The sequence below is a fragment of the Pseudomonas sp. ok272 genome (genome assembly GCF_900109995.1).
GTDB lineage: Bacteria > Pseudomonadota > Gammaproteobacteria > Pseudomonadales > Pseudomonadaceae > Aquipseudomonas.
Genome location: NZ_FOCB01000006.1, coordinates 104,622 through 122,324, shown reverse-complemented (window position 1 = coordinate 122,324; position 17,703 = coordinate 104,622). Strand labels below are relative to the sequence as shown.

Annotated in this window: 16 protein-coding genes; 6 read left to right on the top strand and 10 right to left on the bottom strand. The window is 62.5% G+C overall.

Annotation, left to right across the window (positions count from 1 at the left end; genetic code table 11):
- Nucleotides 1-11 precede the first annotated feature (11 nt).
- The 6 genes from hfq to BMW74_RS11310 all read right to left on the bottom strand — a co-directional run bounded on the left by hfq (nucleotide 12) and on the right by BMW74_RS11310 (nucleotide 6,008).
- Nucleotides 12-272 carry an RNA chaperone Hfq gene (gene hfq / locus BMW74_RS11335; protein ID WP_007902656.1) on the bottom strand — a complete coding sequence of 87 codons (261 nt, stop codon included), beginning with the start codon at nucleotides 270-272 and terminating at the stop codon, nucleotides 12-14.
- A 96-nt stretch (nucleotides 273-368) separates the two neighbouring features.
- A complete protein-coding gene (miaA, locus tag BMW74_RS11330) occupies nucleotides 369-1,340 on the bottom strand; it encodes a tRNA (adenosine(37)-N6)-dimethylallyltransferase MiaA (RefSeq protein ID WP_093418920.1) in 972 nt (323 codons plus the stop codon).
- The gene (gene mutL / locus BMW74_RS11325; protein WP_175479201.1) at nucleotides 1,340-3,235 is read right to left on the bottom strand and encodes a DNA mismatch repair endonuclease MutL; all 1,896 of its coding nucleotides are present in this window, start codon (nucleotides 3,233-3,235) and stop codon (nucleotides 1,340-1,342) included. The genes miaA and mutL overlap by 1 nt, the downstream gene beginning before the upstream one ends.
- Before the next feature lie 8 nt (nucleotides 3,236-3,243).
- A complete protein-coding gene (locus BMW74_RS11320) occupies nucleotides 3,244-4,686 on the bottom strand; it encodes an N-acetylmuramoyl-L-alanine amidase (RefSeq protein ID WP_218189036.1) in 1,443 nt (480 codons plus the stop codon).
- 3 nt (nucleotides 4,687-4,689) lie between these two features.
- Nucleotides 4,690-5,160, bottom strand: coding sequence for a tRNA (adenosine(37)-N6)-threonylcarbamoyltransferase complex ATPase subunit type 1 TsaE (tsaE, locus tag BMW74_RS11315; protein WP_093418907.1), 471 nt, complete (start codon nucleotides 5,158-5,160; stop codon nucleotides 4,690-4,692).
- Entirely contained in the window at nucleotides 5,148-6,008 is an 861-nt protein-coding gene (locus BMW74_RS11310; protein WP_093418902.1) for an NAD(P)H-hydrate dehydratase, read from the bottom strand. The genes tsaE and BMW74_RS11310 overlap by 13 nt, the downstream gene beginning before the upstream one ends.
- A 63-nt stretch (nucleotides 6,009-6,071) precedes the next feature.
- On the opposite strand from BMW74_RS11310, the gene queG reads away from it, so the two are divergent.
- Nucleotides 6,072-7,136 (top strand): tRNA epoxyqueuosine(34) reductase QueG, encoded by a 1,065-nt coding sequence (queG, locus tag BMW74_RS11305; protein WP_093418898.1) that lies wholly within the window; start codon nucleotides 6,072-6,074, stop codon nucleotides 7,134-7,136.
- Nucleotides 7,137-7,148: 12 nt separating this feature from the next.
- Here the strand turns inward: queG and BMW74_RS11300 are convergent, their stop codons facing one another.
- Together BMW74_RS11300 and orn are read right to left on the bottom strand one after the other, a co-directional pair.
- The gene (locus BMW74_RS11300; RefSeq protein ID WP_093418893.1) at nucleotides 7,149-7,760 is read right to left on the bottom strand and encodes a trimeric intracellular cation channel family protein; all 612 of its coding nucleotides are present in this window, start codon (nucleotides 7,758-7,760) and stop codon (nucleotides 7,149-7,151) included.
- 197 nt (nucleotides 7,761-7,957) lie between these two features.
- Entirely contained in the window at nucleotides 7,958-8,500 is a 543-nt protein-coding gene (gene orn / locus BMW74_RS11295) for an oligoribonuclease (RefSeq protein ID WP_093418888.1), read from the bottom strand.
- Nucleotides 8,501-8,607: 107 nt separating this feature from the next.
- On the opposite strand from orn, the gene rsgA reads away from it, so the two are divergent.
- Entirely contained in the window at nucleotides 8,608-9,639 is a 1,032-nt protein-coding gene (rsgA, locus tag BMW74_RS11290; protein WP_093418883.1) for a small ribosomal subunit biogenesis GTPase RsgA, read from the top strand.
- A 263-nt stretch (nucleotides 9,640-9,902) separates the two neighbouring features.
- Nucleotides 9,903-11,054 carry a sterol desaturase family protein gene (locus BMW74_RS11285; protein ID WP_093418879.1) on the top strand — a complete coding sequence of 384 codons (1,152 nt, stop codon included), beginning with the start codon at nucleotides 9,903-9,905 and terminating at the stop codon, nucleotides 11,052-11,054.
- A gap of 192 nt (nucleotides 11,055-11,246) precedes the next feature.
- On the opposite strand, the gene motB is transcribed toward BMW74_RS11285, so the two are convergent.
- Together motB and motA are read right to left on the bottom strand one after the other, a co-directional pair.
- Nucleotides 11,247-12,293, bottom strand: a complete 1,047-nt coding sequence (gene motB / locus BMW74_RS11280; protein ID WP_093418874.1) for a flagellar motor protein MotB — start codon at nucleotides 12,291-12,293, stop codon at nucleotides 11,247-11,249.
- Nucleotides 12,294-12,296: 3 nt separating this feature from the next.
- Nucleotides 12,297-13,148 (bottom strand): flagellar motor stator protein MotA, encoded by an 852-nt coding sequence (gene motA, locus BMW74_RS11275; RefSeq protein ID WP_093418870.1) that lies wholly within the window; start codon nucleotides 13,146-13,148, stop codon nucleotides 12,297-12,299.
- Between the two features lie 166 nt (nucleotides 13,149-13,314).
- Here motA and BMW74_RS11270 point away from each other — a divergent pair, with 166 nt between their 5' ends.
- The 3 genes from BMW74_RS11270 (at nucleotide 13,315) to BMW74_RS11260 (ending at nucleotide 17,660) form a co-directional block, all read left to right on the top strand.
- Nucleotides 13,315-14,847: an HDOD domain-containing protein gene (locus BMW74_RS11270; protein WP_093418867.1), complete on the top strand. Its 1,533-nt coding sequence runs from the start codon at nucleotides 13,315-13,317 to the stop codon at nucleotides 14,845-14,847.
- A gap of 308 nt (nucleotides 14,848-15,155) precedes the next feature.
- A complete protein-coding gene (locus BMW74_RS11265; RefSeq protein ID WP_139208401.1) occupies nucleotides 15,156-16,442 on the top strand; it encodes a lipopolysaccharide biosynthesis protein in 1,287 nt (428 codons plus the stop codon).
- Nucleotides 16,443-16,610: 168 nt separating this feature from the next.
- Nucleotides 16,611-17,660 carry a GDP-mannose 4,6-dehydratase gene (locus BMW74_RS11260; RefSeq protein ID WP_093418858.1) on the top strand — a complete coding sequence of 350 codons (1,050 nt, stop codon included), beginning with the start codon at nucleotides 16,611-16,613 and terminating at the stop codon, nucleotides 17,658-17,660.
- The last annotated feature ends 43 nt before the right edge of the window (nucleotides 17,661-17,703 follow it).

The window sequence follows — 17,703 nt, the reverse complement described above, 5'->3', positions numbered from 1 at the left end:
GGAGACTCCTATCAGGCGTTACCTGGCTCAGCGTCACCCGCTTCCGATTCGGTTGCGCTAGGCAGACGAATTGGACGAACCGGTACCACTGTCGAGATAGCGTGCTTGTAAACCATCTGGCTGACGGTGTTTTTCAGCAGGATAACGAACTGGTCAAAGGACTCGATCGTGCCCTGCAGTTTGATCCCGTTGACCAAGTAGATGGAAACCCCAACTTTCTCTTTACGTAAAGTATTCAAGTAAGGGTCTTGTAGCGAATGCCCTTTTGACATGTGCCGCACTCCTTTAAGGATTCAATAATAAAAAATAGGTAATTCAGAAAGCTTTCAGCCGTCACACCCCCAAGGATAGACGGCAATTGCAGGGACTCAGCTCAATATGGAGACCGATCCCAAGTATTTCAAGGCGCGTGGCAGATTGTCGCAATCGAGGCTGTCGAGCCAATGTAAATCAGCCCAACTGCGCAGCCAGGTGAACTGTCGCTTCGCCAATTGGCGCGTGGCAATGATCCCACGCTCCTGCATCTCGACTGACGTCAGCTTGCCATCCAGGTAATCCCAGACTTGTCGGTAGCCTACAGCGCGTATAGACGGCAACCCTGAGTGCAGGTCACTTCTCTTACGCAGGGCTACGACCTCGTCAATGAATCCCTGTTCCAACATTTGTGTGAATCTTTGTTTAATGCGGTCATGCAGTACCTGACGATTTGCCGGGGCAATCGCCAAGTTTGCGACAGTATAGGGCAATTGTGGCCGACCCGAAGCGCCTGCTTCGGTACTTTGCGCAGATTGTCGTGCGCGAAGCTCGGTCATGCTCTGGCCGCTGACCCGATAGACTTCCAGCGCCCGGCTCAGGCGCTGCGGGTCGTTGGGGTGGATTCGCGCCGCCGACACGGGGTCGATGACCGCCAATTGGTCGTGCAAGGCCTGCCAGCCAAGGCGCGCGGCCTCGTCTTCGATTTCGGCGCGCACCAGCGGGTCGGCAGCCGGCATGTCCGCCAGGCCATCCACCAGAGCCTTGTAATAGAGCATGGTGCCGCCCACCAGCAGCGGGATCTTCCCCCGCGCGGTGATCTCGGCCATGGCTTGAAGGGCATCGCGACGGAAGTCCGCTGCCGAATACGCCTCGGCAGGGTCGAGAATATCGATCAGGCGATGGGGAAACTCGGCCAGCAACGCTTTCGAGGGCTTGGCGGTGCCGATGTCCATGCCGCGATAGACCAGCGCCGAATCGACACTGATCAGCTCGCAGGGCAGCACCTTGGTCAATTCGATGGCCAGGTCGGTCTTGCCCGCAGCGGTCGGGCCCATCAGGAAAATCGCTGGAGGAAGAGAGCTCATCAACGACCGCGCAGGAACAGTTTGTCCAGATCGTCCAGCCCCAGTTGGGTCCAGGTCGGTCGGCCATGGTTGCATTGACCGCTGCGCTCGGTGTTTTCCATGTCACGCAGCAGGCCGTTCATTTCCGGCAGGGCCAGGCGCCGGTTGGCGCGGATCGCGCCGTGGCAGGCCATGGTGCCGAGCAGCTCGTTCAAATGGGCCTGGATCCGGTCGCTGGTGCCGTACTCCATCAGGTCCGCCAGGACATCCTGCACCAGCCGGTTGGCTTCGGCTTGCTTGAGCAGCGCCGGAATCTGCCGGATAGCCAGGGTTTCCGGGCCCAGGCGCTGCAGCTCGAAGCCCAGGCGCTGGAACCAACTGACGTGTTCTTCGGCGCAATCGGCCTCGCGCTGGCTGACCGCCAGCGATTCAGGCACCAGCAGCGGCTGGCCGCTCAAGCCTTCGCTGGCCATCGCCACTTTCAGGCGCTCGTACATGATCCGCTCATGGGCCGCGTGCATGTCCACCAGCACCAGGCCCTGGGCGTTCTCCGACAGGATGTAGATGCCCTTGAGTTGTGCCAGGGCGTAGCCCAGCGGCGGGATATCGCCCTGACCGTCTGGCAGTGCCGCCGCATTGGCCTCGGGCAGCGGTGCGAAAAACTCGCGATAGGCCGCCTGCGCTTCAGCCACCGGCACACCCGATGATGACGAACGCGGGACGTACTGATAACCGGCACCCGCGCCCGAACCCGGGGCGTTGAAGCTCGGCTGTGCCGGCGACCGCTCCAGCAGCGCATTGGCCGCCAGGCGCATTTCCCCTTGCGGGCCAAACTCCCCCGCCTCGGCGCCGGTTGGGCGAACCATCCCCGTCACCGCGGCTGGCGCGGCCAGTTGGTCTTCGGGACGCACATCGCCCAGGGCACGGTGCAACGTACCGTAGAGGAAGTCGTGCACCATGCGTCCGTCGCGAAAGCGCACTTCGTGCTTGGTCGGGTGCACGTTGACGTCGACCGCCGCCGGGTCGACTTCGAAAAACAGCGCAAAGGTCGGATGGCGACCGTTGAACAGCACATCGCGATAGGCCTGGCGCACGGCGTGAGCCACCAGTTTGTCGCGCACAGCGCGGCCGTTGACGAAGAAGTACTGCATGTCTGCCTGGCTGCGATTGAACGTCGGCAACCCGACCCAGCCCCACAAATGCAGGCCATTGCGCTCGATTTCTATCGGCAGCGCCTGCTCAAGAAAGCCCGCGCCGCAGATCGCCGCCACGCGCCGGGCACGGGCCGCATCATCGTGGGCCTCGTGCAGGCTGAGGATGGTCTTGCCGTTGTGGCGCAGGTGAAAGGCCACATCAAAGCGCGCCAGGGCCAGGCGCTTGATCACTTCTTGCAGGTGATCGAACTCGGTCTTCTCGGTCTTGAGAAACTTGCGCCGCGCCGGGGTGTTGAAGAACAGGTCGCGCACTTCCACCGACGTGCCCACCGGATGCGCCGCTGGCTGTACCCGAGGCGCCATGTCGCGGCCTTCGGTCTCAACCTGCCAGGCCTGGTCGGCATCGCGCGTGCGTGAGGTCAAGGTCAGGCGCGCCACCGAACTGATAGACGCCAGGGCCTCACCACGAAAGCCCAGGCTCATCACCTGTTCGAGGTCTTCCAGGTTGCGGATCTTGCTGGTGGCGTGACGGGCCAGGGCCAACGGCAGGTCATCGGCCGGGATGCCGCGACCATCGTCGCGCACCCGCAGCAGCTTGACGCCGCCCTGTTCGACATCCACGTCGATGCGCTTGGCGCCGGAGTCGAGGCTGTTTTCCAGCAACTCCTTGATCACCGAGGCCGGACGCTCGACCACCTCGCCGGCGGCAATCTGGTTCGCCAATCGCGGGCTGAGCAGCTCGATACGACCCGTGTTGCTGATCATCTCGTTCATTCCTTGGCCGCCAGCTCAGTGCCGGGGATATTCAAGTGCTGGCCGATCTTCAGCTCATCGGTCTGCAGGCTGTTGGTACTGCGCAGCGTCGAGGCCGACACTTGGTAACGTACCGCGATCATCGCCAGGGTTTCGCCAGGGCGCACGGTGTGGTCCCTCGGGCCCTGGGCGATCTTGCCGGAGTCACGCAGCCAGGCAATGTAGGTGCCCGGCGGCGGGTTTTGCTGGAAGAACTGCCGCACGCCGCTGCTGATGGACCGCGCCAGCGCCTGCTGGTGGCTGGCCGCCGCCAGTTTCGAGGCTTCGTTGGCGTTGGAGATGAACCCGGTTTCCACGAGGATCGACGGGATATCCGGCGACTTCAGCACCATGAACCCGGCCTGCTCGACACGCTGCTTGTGCAGCGGCGTGACCCGGCCAATGTTGCTCAAGACCTTCTGTCCGACATTCAGGCTGGAGGTCAGCGACGCGGTCATTGACAGGTCGAGCAACACACCGGCGAGCATCCGGTCCTTGTCGTCGAGGCTGACGTTGCCCGCACCGCCGATCAGGTCGGAACGGTTTTCACTGTCCGCCAGCCAGCGCGCGGTTTCGGACGTGGCGCCACGGTCGGACAGGGCGAACACCGAAGCGCCGAACGCCGCTTTCGACGGCGCGGCATCGGCGTGGATCGAGACGAACAGGTCGGCGCCCTTCTTGCGGGCGATCTCGGTACGGCCGCGCAACGGGATGAAATAGTCGCCGGTACGGGTCAGTTCGGCGCGGAAGCCTTTCATCCCGTTGACCTGGCGCTGCAGTTCACGGGCGATAGCCAGCACCACGTCTTTCTCGCGCTGACCACGGGAGCCGGAAGCGCCTGGGTCTTCGCCGCCGTGACCGGCATCGATGACCACAACAATGTCGCGTTTGCCGGCCGGTGCCGGAGGCAGCTTGATCGCCGGTGCCACCGGTGTGACCGGCACGGCGGGCACCGTGGCCACCGTGGGTGCCGGGGTTGACGTCGGGGTTGGCACTGGCGCGGCATCGGCCGCGTTGTCGAACAGGTCGACCACCAGCCGGTTGCCATACTGCGCGTTGGGCGGCAGTACGAAGCTTTTCGGGGTCACGGCTTTTTTCAGGTCGATAACCACCCGCAGGTCGGTCGGCGTACGTTGCGCCGAGCGCATGGCGGTAATCGGGGTATTGGCGGTAGCGATGTTCAGCGGCGCACCCAGCACGGCGCCATTGATATCGATGACCAGACGGTCCGGGGACGTCAGGGTGAAAACACTGTGCTGGACCGTACCCGACAGGTCAAACACCAGTCGCGTGTTGTCCGGCGCCCGCCACAGGCGAACGCTGTTGACCTTTGTTGTCGCGGCCACCGCGTCGACGGCCAGTGCCGTAAGCATCATTCCTACGACAGCCAGCACCGCGCGAAAGCGCATACCAATCCCCATCATTTATTTGAATTCCAATGCCAAAGCGTTGCACCAGGACTCGCCACGCGAGCTTTGGGGCAGCAGTTTCAGCGAACGCCCGCTGTCTTGTGGGGTAATGGTAATGGTCAGGTCAGGCTTTGGCAAAAAGCCTGCCCCCTTCTGGGGCCACTCGATCAGGCACAGCGCGTCGTCTTCGAGGTAATCACGGATGCCGAGAAACTCCAGCTCCTCCGGGTCGACCAGGCGGTAGAGGTCGAAGTGGAAGGCGCGGATCTCACCGATCTCGTAGGGCTCGACCAGGGTGAACGTCGGACTCTTGACCGAGCCGACATGCCCCAACCCGCGAATAATGCCCCGCGACAGGGTGGTCTTGCCCGCGCCCAGGTCACCGTCGAGAAAGACGATGCCGTGCCCTTGGGTGACTTGGGCAATACGGGTGCCCAACGCGACCATGGCGTCTTCATCGGCCAGATACAGGGTTACTTCAGACACGGTGTTTGCTCCTCCAGCAACTGACGAATGGCGGGGATCACATCACTGGCCGCCAGCCCCCGGCCCAATTTTGCTTCACGCTCCCCGGCCACGGCATGCAGCCAGACCGCCAGGGCCGCTGCATCGAATGCCGCCATGCCCTGGGCCAGCAACGCGCCCACCACGCCGGCCAGGACATCGCCAAAACCGGCCCCCGCCATGGCCGGATGACCGCGATCACAGCGCACGACCTGCCCATCGGGGCCCGCAACCAGGCTACCGGCGCCCTTCAACACCACCACGGCATTAAATCGCGTGCTCAATGCGCGCGCCACGGTAAGGCGATCGGCCTGAACCTCAGCTGTCGAGATCCCCAACAACCGCGCAGCTTCCCCCGGGTGCGGGGTGATCACGCTGCCCGAGGGCAGGCTGACGCTGCCCTGGGCCAGCAGGTTCAAGGCATCGGCGTCCCAGACTTGCGGCAACGGCGCATTGGCCGCCGCCGATAACAGGCTGCGCCCCCAGGCGCCCTGCCCCAACCCCGGCCCGACCACCAGCACCGACGCCTGCCCCAGCACGCCCATCAACTGGTTGGCCGAGGAGGTGCCAAGCACCATGACTTCCGGCAATCGCGCCAGCGCCGCGGGCACATGTTCGCTGCGGGTCGCCATGGAGACCAGCCCCGCCCCGCAGCGCAAGGCGCTGTGCGCGCTGAGCACAATGGCGCCGCCACAGCCGCGATCACCACCGATCAGCAGCACATGGCCAAACTGGCCTTTGTGGGCGTCGAGCGAACGTGCTGCCAGCGTCGGCAAATGGGCGGGGTCCAGTGACTGAACGTCGGGAAAATGGTGTTTTGTCTGCGGCATGCGTCTTCGGGCTCCGATGTCTGGCAGAATTATACGCACCTCAGCCCCGGTTTCTCTTGTCTCATGCCTGCAATTACCACAGACCTGCCTGCCCTCGCCCAATCGATCAAGGATTGGGGCCGCGAGTTGGGCTTCCAACAAGTCGGCATCAGCGGCCTGGACCTGGCCGAACATGAGCAACACCTGGCGCGCTGGCTCAACGCCGGCTACCACGGCGAGATGGACTACATGGGCGCCCATGGCAGCAAACGCTCACACCCCGAGGAGTTGGTGCCGGGCACTGTGCGGGTGGTGTCGCTGCGCATGGACTACCTGTCCGGCGACACGCAGATGGCCAAGATGCTGGCCCAGCCGGAAAAAGCCTACGTCTCGCGCTACGCCCTGGGCCGTGACTACCACAAGCTGATCCGCAAACGTGTCCAGCAACTGGCGGAGAAAATCCAAGCCGCGATCGGCCCATTCGGCTACCGGGCGTTCGTCGACAGCGCCCCGGTGCTGGAGAAAGCCATCGCCGAACAAGCGGGCCTGGGCTGGATCGGCAAAAACACCCTGGTGCTGAATCGCAAGGCCGGCAGCTATTTCTTCCTCGCCGAACTGTTCGTCGACCTGCCGCTGCCGGTCGATCCGCCCCACGCGGGCGAACATTGCGGGCGGTGCAGCGCATGCCTGGACATCTGCCCGACCAATGCCTTCGTCGGGCCTTATGTGCTGGATGCGCGGCGCTGCATCTCCTACCTGACCATCGAACTCAAAGGCGCCATTCCCGAGGATTTACGGCCGCTGATCGGCAACCGGGTGTTCGGTTGCGATGACTGCCAGATCGTTTGCCCGTGGAACCGCTTCGCCCGTCCGTCCGGTGAAAGCGACTTCAAACCGCGTCACAACCTGGATAACGCCGGGTTGGCGGAATTATTCATGTGGGATGAAGACACATTCCTCAGCAACACCGAAGGCTCGCCACTGCGCCGGGCCGGGTACCAGAGCTGGTTGCGCAACCTGGCCGTGGGCCTGGGGAACGCGCCCTCGACGATCCCGGTGCTCGAAGCGTTGAAGGCGCGCCGCGAACACCCCTCGGAGCTGGTCAGGGAGCATGTTGCCTGGGCCCTGAAACAGCACGGGGTAGTTTAGCCGCGGGCGGAGCTACTGCTCGTCGTTATAGACGAACTTGGGCATTTCCCAGTGGAAGCGGATCGCCAGCAGGCGCAGCAGGAAGCCACCGAACAAGGTGATCAGAATCGCCTGCTCGCCGGGCAACTCCAGGTACAGGCAGAACATGTAGCACCAGGCTGCTGCGAACGAGACGCTGGCGTAGAGTTCACGACGAAAGATCAGCGGGATGTCGTTGCAGAAGATGTCGCGCAGGATGCCACCAAACACCCCGGTGATCACCCCGCTGACGGAGGCCACCAACATGCCATGGCCCATTTCCAGGGCGGTCATGCAGCCGATCAGGGTAAACGCCACCAACCCTACGGCATCGAGCACCAAAAACAACGAGCGCAGATGACGCATCCAGCGGGCGGCGAACACCGTGACCATTGCTGCCACGGTGGTCAGCACCAGGTATTCCGGGTGCTTGACCCACGTCAGCGGGTAGTGTCCCAGCAGCACATCACGCACTGAACCACCGCCCAGCGCCGTGATGCAGGCGATCAGCACCACGCCGAACCAGTCCATCCCGCGACGACCGGCAGACAGGGCGCCGGTCATGGCTTCGGCAGTGATAGCAATCAGGTAGAGCATCAACAACATGGTGGCGGTCCTTGCAGGAAGGCGCGCAGTCTAGCCATTTCGGATCCGCACCAGAAGAGGGCGTTGACGAATGCCCGGTTGCCTCACGCGTTCAGCGCCAGGGAAATTCATTCGCGAGCAGGCTCGCTCCACAGGGGCGGTGATGGCCTGGCGGGCGCGAGCCTGTTGCGACGGCGTCCACCAGAGACGCCACGGCCTCAGAACTTGATGAAGTGCTTGCGGTAGTGCTGCAGCTCGGCAATCGACTCACGGATGTCGTCCAGCGCCAGGTGGGTGTTGCCTTTGGTGAAGCTGTCGCGAACGTCCGGAGCCCAGCGCGCCGCCAGCTCCTTGAGGGTCGAGACGTCCAGGTTGCGGTAATGGAAGTAGCTTTCCAGGGATTTCATGTGGGTAAAGAGGAAGCGTCGGTCCTGGCAGATGCTGTTACCACAGATCGGCGACTTGCCCTTGGGCACCCATTGCTCCAGAAAGGCGATGGTTTGCGCCTCGGCCTCGGCCATGCTGATACGGCTGTCGCGCACCCGCTGGGTCAGGCCCGAGCCGCCGTGCTGGCGGGTGTTCCACTCGTCCATGCCGGCCAGGATCTCGTCGCTGTGATGAATGGCGATCACCGGGCCTTCGGCCAGGGTGTTGAGATTGCTGTCGGTGACGATGGTCGCCATCTCGATGATGACGTCGGTGTCCGGGTTCAGACCGGTCATTTCCAGGTCGATCCAGATCAGATTCTGTGGGTTTTGCATGTATGGGCTCCTGAGCAGTGTTGCGCAGTTTAGCCTAGAGGACTCGCCGGGCGTGCTAAACTCGCGGCCGTTTTACCTAATCGCTGCATTATCGACACGGAACACCCATGGCCAAACGCCAACTCAATCGTCGTCAAAACTGGCGCATCGAAAAGATCCAAGGCGAACGCGCTGCCCGCGCCGCCAAACGCGAATCCAGCGCCGTGCAAGCGCTGGAGGGCGGTGACCTGGGCCCTGAGCAAACGGGCCTGGTGATCGCTCACTTCGGTGTGCAGGTCGAGGTCGAGGCCCGCGAAGGCGAATGCGCCGGCCAGGTGTTCCGCTGCCACCTGCGCGCCAACCTGCCAGCACTGGTCACCGGCGACCAGGTCGTCTGGCGGGCCGGCAACCAGGGCATCGGCGTGATCGTCGCGCAACTGCCGCGCCACACCGAGCTGTGCCGACCCGACAGCCGTGGTCAGCTCAAGCCGGTGGCCGCCAACGTCGACATGATCGTCATCGTCTTCGCCCCGCTGCCCGAGCCCCATGCCAACCTGATCGATCGCTACCTGGTAGCCGCCGAACACGCGGGCATCCGGCCGTTGCTGCTGCTCAACAAGTTCGACCTGATCGACGAGCAGAACGCCCCGGCGCTCAATGCGCTGCTGGCGGTCTACCGCACCCTGGGTTATCCGGTGCTGGAAGTCTCGGCCCACCACGGCAACGGCATGGAACAGTTGCAACAGCAACTGGACGGGCGCATCAGCGTGTTCGTCGGCCAGTCCGGCGTCGGCAAGTCATCGCTGGTCAACAGCCTGCTGCCGGAAGTCGAAACCCGCGTCGGCCCGCTGTCCGAGCTGTCTGGCCAGGGCACGCACACCACCACCACCGCACGCCTGTTCCACTTCCCCGGTGGCGGCGAGTTGATCGACTCCCCGGGTATTCGTGAGTTCGGCCTGGGTCATGTCAGCCGCAGCGATGTCGAAGCCGGCTTCATTGAGTTCAACGACTTGATCGGCACCTGCCGCTTCCGCGACTGCAAGCACGACCGCGAACCCGGCTGTGCCCTGCTCAAGGCCCTGGAAGAGGGTCGCGTGCAGCAACAACGCATGAACAGCTACCGCTCGATCATCGCCAGCCTGCCTGAGACCAGCTACTAAACAGGCAGCCCGCGTCCCGCCGCTTAGCGGCGGCGTGGGCCGCACTGTTCATCCCGCCCAGTGGTCCCCCGCTATCAAACTCAAGCGTTTTTTGTAGGACTTTTCCCCTACAACAGCAGGACTCGTCTCTTTATCGCCGGACAGCTTGCTGCCCCGAAAAATCGCCCTACATTACGCCCCTCTTCAACGCTGCCAACCCAACACAGCGTCGAGCACTCGATACGCGCCTGCTCATTTGATTCTAGGGACACGGAAAACAAGCGATGCAACGACTCAAATCCTACTTTCGCCGCCATGGCCACGCCCCCTTCATACCGGGCGAGGGCCGAATCAGCGGCTACATCAGCGCCACACTCGGACTGCTGAGTCTGCTGGCGGTATTGTGCTTCCTGTTTCCCGAATGGTTGACCACGGCTGAACTGCGCAATGTCTACAACGAGCAGTTTGCCCGGGCGACGCTGCTGGTTGGCCTGTCGCTGTCATTCAGCCTGGCCATCCTGAACATTTTGCTCAATCAACGAAAACGCCTGGGCATCACGGCGATTGTCGCCTCGGGGCTGGCAGTGTTGCTCGGCGGGACCGGTATACCGCTCGACCCCATCAACGAGTCCCCCTACTCGCTGGGCCTGGACTGGTTCGTGCTGGCCTTGCTGATTTCAGCCATCGTGTTCATTCCGCTGGAAAAGCTCTACGCCAAGGACCCTCAGCAAAACATCCTCCGGCCACAATGGCGCACAGACCTGGCTTACTTTTTCGTCAGCCACATGCTGGTGCAGTTCATCTTGATCTTCATCACCGCCTCGGCAAGCTATATGGCCGGCTGGGCGGTCTCAGACGATCTGCAAGCCCGCGTGCAAAGCCTGCCGCTCGTCGTACAGTTTTTCCTGGCGGTGTTGGTGGCCGACCTCGGCCAGTACTGGTTGCATCGCCTCTATCACGTGGTGCCCGTATTGTGGCGCATCCACGCAGTGCACCACTCAAGTACCGCGATGGATTGGCTCGCCGGCTCGCGGGTTCATTTCCTGGAGATATTGTTGACGCGCACGGCCGTACTGGTGCCTTTGATGCTGCTGGGGTTTGACGCTCAAGCGCTGAATGCCTATGTGACGTTCGTTTGGGCCCAGGCGGTGCTGGCTCACGCCAATATCCGCATAAATGGAGGCTGGCTGGAATACATCCTGGTCCTGCCGCGCTATCACCACTGGCACCATGCCCGGCACAAGGATTACATCTACAAGAACTACGCCATTCACCTGCCGTTCATTGACATGCTGTTCGGCACCTTCAAGTTGCCACCCAAGGAATGGCCAACGCGCTACGGCGTTTTCGGCAATGCCTTGCCGGACGGTATCTTGCGCCAGCATCTCTACCCCTTTCAAAAGCCAGCCCCGAAAACCACCCCCCCGAATGCCTGACGCCCGCCAGTTAAGGCACTCAACCTGTGGGAGCGAGCCTGCTCGCGATGAGGTCGCTCAACATCAATGTTGGCTGACCCACCGCCATCGCGAGCAGGCTCGCTCCCACAGGGGGGTCGTTTAACGGACGGGGATGAGCACCGCAGACAAGCCCCACAAAAAAGCCGACATCGCTGTCGGCTTTTTTGTGGGTCACTGCTTGGGCGGCTCGCCCGGTTTGGCAGCGTCCGGTTTGGGTAGCGGGTCGTCGAACAGGTTCAAGCGCTCACGCAGCTCATGGGCCGGCAGCGGTTGCTGGTCCGCCGGCAAGGCGTGCGGGTCGAGCGGTGTGGCCGGCACTTCGCCCGGCGCGCCCTGCCCTTGCGTCGCCCCCGGCTTCTCGGGCTCGGCGCCCTGGGAACCTTCGATGGCGCGCTGGGCCTTTTTGGTCAGCACCACGATGTCGATGCGACGGTTGACCGGGTTCAGCGGGTTCTCGCGATCGAACAACGCCGACGAGGCATAACCCACCACCCGCGCCACTTGATCCTCCGGGTAGCTGCCCGCCACCAGGGCGCGGCGCGCGGCATTGGCGCGATTGGCCGAGAGTTCCCAGTTACCGAAGTCGCCGGCGCCCGAATACGGCTGGGCATCGGTATGGCCGCTGATGCTGATCTTGTTCGGCACCGCCTTGATGGTGTCGGCCATGGCCAGCAGGATGTCTTCGAAGTACGGCTTCAGGCGCGCGCTGCCGGAATCGAACATCGGGCGGTTTTCCGAGTCGATGATCTGGATGCGCAAGCCATCGGAGGTGATTTCAAAGAGGATCTGGTCCTTGAACTTCTGCAGCTGCGGGTTCTCTTCGACCTTGTTCTGCAACTCTTGCAGCAACAGCTCCAGGCGTTCGCGCTCGACCTGCTCAGCCATGCCTTCGACTTGATCGGCGTCGACCCTCACCTTGTCCGGCTGCGGCTGGGACTTGACCTCGGGATTGAGGGTGGTGTCCGGCGCCAGCTCCGGCGAGCCACCCAGGTCAATGATGTAGGGCGTGCCGCTTTCGGAGAAGCCGATCGGGTCCTTGAAATACCCGGAGATGGCAATTTTCTGTTCCGGGGTCGCCGTGGACAGCAGCCACAACACCAGGAAGAACGCCATCATTGCCGTGGCAAAGTCGGCGAAGGCGATTTTCCAGGAGCCTCCGTGATGCCCACCGGCAATGCGCCTGACGCGCTTGATGATTATCGGCTGATTGTTTTCCATGCCTTAACGACCGCGAACCGCTTGTTCCAGCTCGGCAAAGCTCGGACGGTGCGCCGGGTATAGCACCTTGCGCCCGAACTCCACCGCCAGCGACGGCGGCATGCCGGAAGCCGAGGCCACCAGGGACGCTTTGATCGCTTCGTATACGTTCAGCTCTTCCTTGGCATCGTGGGCCAGGGAATGGGCCAGCGGGCCGAAGAAGCCATAGGCGGCGAGAATACCGAAGAAGGTCCCCACCAACGCCGCACCCACGTGCAAACCGATGGACTTCTGGTCGCCCTCGCCCAGGGAGGCCATGGTCACCACGATCCCCAATACGGCCGCGACGATACCGAAACCGGGCATGGCGTCGGCGACGCCGTTGACGGCGTGGGACGGGTGATCCAGGTCTTCCTTAAGGCTGTACAGCTCCATGTCGAACAGGCCTTCCAATTCGTGGGGAGCCATGTTGCCGGACGACATGATGCGCAGGTAATCGCAGATGAACGCGGTCATGCGTTCGTCCTTGAGGACCGCCGGGTACTTGGCGAAGATCGGGCTGGCAGAGGCGTCTTCAATGTCGCCTTCAATCGCCATCATCCCTTCGCGGCGGCTTTTGTTGAGGATCTCGTAGATCAGGCCCAGCACTTCCAGGTAGAAGGTGTGGGTGAAACGGGTGCTGAACATGCTCAGGGATTTCTTGAGCACGTGCATCGTCATATAGCCGGGGTTGGCCTGGAGGAATGCACCCAGTGCCGCACCACCGATGATCAACACCTCGAAGGGTTGGATCAGGGCGGCGATCTTGCCGTGGGACAGCACGTACCCGCCAAGCACGCTCGCGAATACGACGATGATGCCGATAATTTTAGCCATAGATAAAAGGTACTTACTTAAGTCGGGTTCAAGGTCATATTCGGAGGTTAAAAAATCTCTTCTTCTGCTTATCGGCAAAACTGCGCCAGACTATAGGCAGTTATGGCGAAAAGCCAATTTGGCCCATTGCGGGCGTGTTCGCAGCCACCGGTGGTCCAGCCCAACCATGCCTACTGATACCAACGCTCCAACACCGCGACCGACCACCCTCCAGGGCTGGGTCAAGCTGCTCGACAGCGTGGCCTTGCCCGTGCCACAAGCCAGTCACGACCAGGTGTGCCGGGCCATCGCCAACAGTCGCAGTTCCATGCGCGACATCGCCGAACTGATGCAAGGCAGCCCGGCCCTGGCCTTGAGCGTCATCCGCGAAGCCAACCGACACGCCCAGACCGACATGAGCGAGCCGTGCGAGAACCTTGAGGTGGCGATCAGTCGCCTGGGGCTGCAGCGCACCGAGGCGTTGCTGGCCCGCCTGCCGGCGATGCCGCAGCAGGACATCCCGCCCGCCCTGCGCCAATTGCAGCTGATCAGCCAACACGCCACGCAACAGGCCAACGGCTTTTTCGCCAGTCGCCTGGCGCGGCTGTGGCAGGACATTCATTGGGGCAGCCTGCTTTTCCTTGCGCCGCTGTGGCCACTGGCACTGAAGTTCCCCGAGCTCCTGGAGGAATGGGAACTGCGAGTTATCCACAAGGGCCAGCCCGCCCGCCAGGTAGAACACCAACTGTTCGGCGTTCGCCTGCTGGAACTCTGCCAGGCCCTGGTGGAGCTCTGGCGCCTGCCGATCTGGGTTGCCCAGGGCTATCGCCTGCTGCTGAGCGAGCAACGGGAGCTGGCCAAAGTCCTGCGCATCGCCCGCGACGCCGATCATCCGTTGCGCCAACAGAACCGCCTGGACGACGATCCAACGCTGCGCCGCTGGCTCAACCAACCCGCCAATACCGTGTTGCTGGCCAACGGCCTGGCGCTCTCGGCGCAACACGCCTGGGACAGTCCCCACACGCTGCGCTGGCAGTTGTTGACCAGCCTGTACCTGCAAATGCCGCTGGACGACGTGCAACAGCAACAACACCAGCAAGCAGCCCACAGTGCCCGCCAACACGCGATGCCCGACCTCTGGCACCCCGCCGAGTCGCTGCTCTGGCCCTGGGGCGAGCAGCGCGTCCATCGCGGCTTGCTGCCCGCCGCCGCGCCGACCGCCGAAGACCTGGCCAAGTGGCGCCAGCACTGCGCCGCGCTGCTGGTGGAGCCCAGCCGGTTCACCAACGCCATGCACCTGACCACCGCCGCGCGTGATGCGCTGGTGGCGTGCGGCATGCGCCGGGGCATGATCCTGATGGCCGACCGCAGCCAGAGCAACCTGCGGGTGCACCAACTGTTCGGCCTGCCCCAGGAGGCGGCGACGCTCAACCTGTCCGTCAGCCAGAGCAGCGTGCTGCAACGCCTGCTCGCCCAGCCCGCGCAACTGCGCCTGACACCGGCCAACAACGCCCAGTTCTCGGCCCTGCTGCCGAACCCGCTGCGGGCACTGTTCGGCGGCGAACACCTGTTACTGCGTTCGCTGGCCAACAATGGTCGGGTGATCATGCTGCTGGTGGCCGACCAGGGTGGCGGGCCGCTGGCGGACATCAGCGTGCAAGCTTTCGGCAAAACCGCACAGTGCATCGAAAAGGCCCTGCACAGCTTTAGCGCACGCTAACGACACATTTAGTAACTTCCCGACAGCGCATTTGCCAATCCGGCAATCCGAGACTAATTATTACTCTCGGCAGATCATCCTGTGCAGCCAACCTAGTGTCCTGTCTTGGAAATACGTTACCTTTTTGACGAGCATCTGTTGCTGCCAGGCAAGGCGCCGCGACGAGTCATAGCAGGGCTATGGCGAGGAGTGGCAACGCAGCATGGCGGCGACAGGTGCCGTCAAAAGGGAACAGCTTATTTCCGAGACAGGACACTAGCTACGACGGGAAGTGAAACGCAAACAGTCCACTTCCAAGGGCAAAAGCTATGTCTGGTAGTCATTCATGGGCACAGTTGAGTCGTCGTGGACACGGCGTTTTCTGGGTCATCGGCGGCCAGGCCGCGCAGAGCCTGGCCAGCTTCCTCACGGGCCTGGTGCTGGGCCGTTGCGTCTCGCAAGAAGCGCTGGGCGCCTACGCCCTGGGCCTGAGCTTCTGTTTCCTGATCATTTCGTTGGGCGATACGCTGATTGCCACGCCCTATACCTACCTGCGCGCCAGCCGCGAAGGGGAACCGCACACCCTGTTCGCCAGCGCCTTGTGGGGCTCCGCGGCGCTGGGCCTGGTGGTGGCGCTGGTGCTGACGGTGTTGCACCTGATGGGTGCGGGACTGCCGGCCGAGCTGTGGCCCGCCTTGCCGCTGGCGGTGATGGGGCTGGTGATGCGCGAGTTCTTGCGCCGGCACTTCTACGTGATCAACCGCTCCGGGCACGCCATGGTCCTCGACCTGACCAGTGCCGCCGGCCAACTGTTGGCACTCGGCGTACTGGCCTGGGGCGGATGGCTCAGCGCCGCCTCGGTGTTCTGGGCCATTGCCGGGGTTTCGGCCCTGTCCTTTGCACTGAACCTGGGCAAAGCACAGGCCTCATTCTTCTGGCCGCCCCTGCGGATGCTGGCCACGCAATGGCGAGCCTTTCTGGGTTACGGAGGGTGGCTGGTGGCCGGCGGACTCTGCCACGTGGCCAGCGTGCAACTGTATCCCTGGCTGGCCCTGCTGGGCGGCGGCCAGGCGATGGTCGGCCTCTATGCAGCGTGCATCGCGGTGACGAACCTGATCAATCCGCTGCTGATCGCGCTCACCAACCATTTCCGTCCACGCTTCATTGCGCACTATCAAGAGGCAGGCCAGGAAGGATTCATGCGTTATTTGCTGCTGCGGTCGCTGCCGTTCCTGCTGCCGGCCCTGGCCTTCGTGATGCTGGCAGGGTGGGCGGGCGGACCGTTGCTGGGCGTGCTGTATGGCAAGGAGTTTAGCGTCGGCGCCCCGGCACTGGTGTACCTGGCGTTCGGGTTGATGGCGGTGGCCGCCGCCGCACCGATCCAGCTGGGGCTACTGGCCTTGCGGGCGCCGGTCAGCAACCTGTTCTACCACGGCACCAACCTGGGCGTATTGGTGGTGCTGGCGTTGATCTGGCACGACCGATTGTCGCTGCAGCTGCTGGCTCAGTTCTACTGTGGCGCGAATGTTGCCGGCCTTTTGATGCTAGGCATCCTGTTTCAGGTGAGCGCAAAAAAAACTAATCGCGTCACTGGCGAAATGCCGGCGAGTGACTAGAGTCACCCGCTACGGATAATGGCTAATAAACATCAAAACGCCACATTTCCGTCATTGTCACCGAGGTTTCATGCAACAAACTTATTGACCCTTGATCTGCGCAGTAGGGGTCACCTGATCGTTTCGACGTTTTATCTGACTTAGGTTTTTGACCAAGGAGTTAGCGTCATGCGCAAGATAGTAGTAACTGGCGGCGCCGGCTTCGCAGGGTCTCATATTGTCGACGAGGTTTGCCGGCATTTCTCTGACGCCAAAGTTGTGGTCTTCGACAAGATGACCTATGCCGGCGATGTACGCAACATCTCTCATCATTTATTCGCCAACCGTGTCCAGTTGCTGGTGGGCGATGTCGCCGACCTGGAAATGTGCCGCCGGGTGGTCAAGGATGCTGACCTGGTGATCCATGCGGCGGCCGAAAGCCATGTGGACAACTCCTTCGGCAACTCCCTGGAGTTCACGCGCACCAACGTCCTGGGCACCCATGCCCTGATGGAGGCCTGCCGACAGGAGAAGGTCAAGAAGATCGTCCACGTCAGCACCGACGAGGTCTACGGGCAGGTCATGGAGGGGGCCGCCAGTGAAAACGAAGTCTTGCGCCCCACCAACCCTTACTCGTCCTCCAAGGCTGCGGCCGAGATGATCCTGCAGGGGTACTTGCAGTCCTACCACGAACCCATCGTGATCATCCGGGCCAACAACCTCTATGGCATCCGCCAGTTCCCGGAGAAGATCATCCCGCGCTTCATCTGCCACATGCTCACCGAGCGCAAGCTGACCTTGCACGGCAATGGCACGAACCGTCGTCACTACCTCAGTGCACAGGATTTTGCCGAGGCGGTGGTCTTCGTCGCCGAAAGGGGTGAAGTCGGCGAGGTCTACAACATCGGCACCACCGAGGAGTACACCAACCTGCAAGTGGCCGAGCTCATCAGCCAAGCCTTCAACAAACCTTCGCGCGAGGTCATTACCTACGTGCCTGACCGGCCGTTCAATGATGGTCGTTACTCGGTGTCCTGGGACAAGCTCATGCACATGGGCTGGAAGCCGAAAAACAACCTGCGCGATGACATCGAGATGTTAGTGGACTGGTACCGCAACAACTTCGAGCGCTACCCGGAGCTGTTTGGCGACTTGCCTGCAGCGCCGTTGAGCGCGGTTGCAGGCTTGGGCCTGGCGCCCGAACTCGTCAATGGACTCGCCAAGGGCATGAGTTCCTGACTCGGGGTTGTTGATGCCCCGGCAGTTGGGGCGAGGATGTTCC

Coding starts and splice junctions, on each gene's coding strand:
- BMW74_RS11300 (WP_093418893.1), bottom strand. CDS start 7,760: ATGTTGTTGATGCTCTACCTGATTGCTATCACTGCCGAAGCCATGACC.
- BMW74_RS11320 (WP_218189036.1), bottom strand. CDS start 4,686: ATGGGGATTGGTATGCGCTTTCGCGCGGTGCTGGCTGTCGTAGGAATG.
- motA (WP_093418870.1), bottom strand. CDS start 13,148: ATGGCTAAAATTATCGGCATCATCGTCGTATTCGCGAGCGTGCTTGGC.
- BMW74_RS11260 (WP_093418858.1), top strand. CDS start 16,611: ATGCGCAAGATAGTAGTAACTGGCGGCGCCGGCTTCGCAGGGTCTCAT.
- queG (WP_093418898.1), top strand. CDS start 6,072: ATGCCTGCAATTACCACAGACCTGCCTGCCCTCGCCCAATCGATCAAG.
- motB (WP_093418874.1), bottom strand. CDS start 12,293: ATGGAAAACAATCAGCCGATAATCATCAAGCGCGTCAGGCGCATTGCC.
- miaA (WP_093418920.1), bottom strand. CDS start 1,340: ATGAGCTCTCTTCCTCCAGCGATTTTCCTGATGGGCCCGACCGCTGCG.
- BMW74_RS11265 (WP_139208401.1), top strand. CDS start 15,156: ATGTCTGGTAGTCATTCATGGGCACAGTTGAGTCGTCGTGGACACGGC.
- BMW74_RS11285 (WP_093418879.1), top strand. CDS start 9,903: ATGCAACGACTCAAATCCTACTTTCGCCGCCATGGCCACGCCCCCTTC.
- BMW74_RS11270 (WP_093418867.1), top strand. CDS start 13,315: ATGCCTACTGATACCAACGCTCCAACACCGCGACCGACCACCCTCCAG.
- hfq (WP_007902656.1), bottom strand. CDS start 272: ATGTCAAAAGGGCATTCGCTACAAGACCCTTACTTGAATACTTTACGT.
- orn (WP_093418888.1), bottom strand. CDS start 8,500: ATGCAAAACCCACAGAATCTGATCTGGATCGACCTGGAAATGACCGGT.
- rsgA (WP_093418883.1), top strand. CDS start 8,608: ATGGCCAAACGCCAACTCAATCGTCGTCAAAACTGGCGCATCGAAAAG.
- BMW74_RS11310 (WP_093418902.1), bottom strand. CDS start 6,008: ATGCCGCAGACAAAACACCATTTTCCCGACGTTCAGTCACTGGACCCC.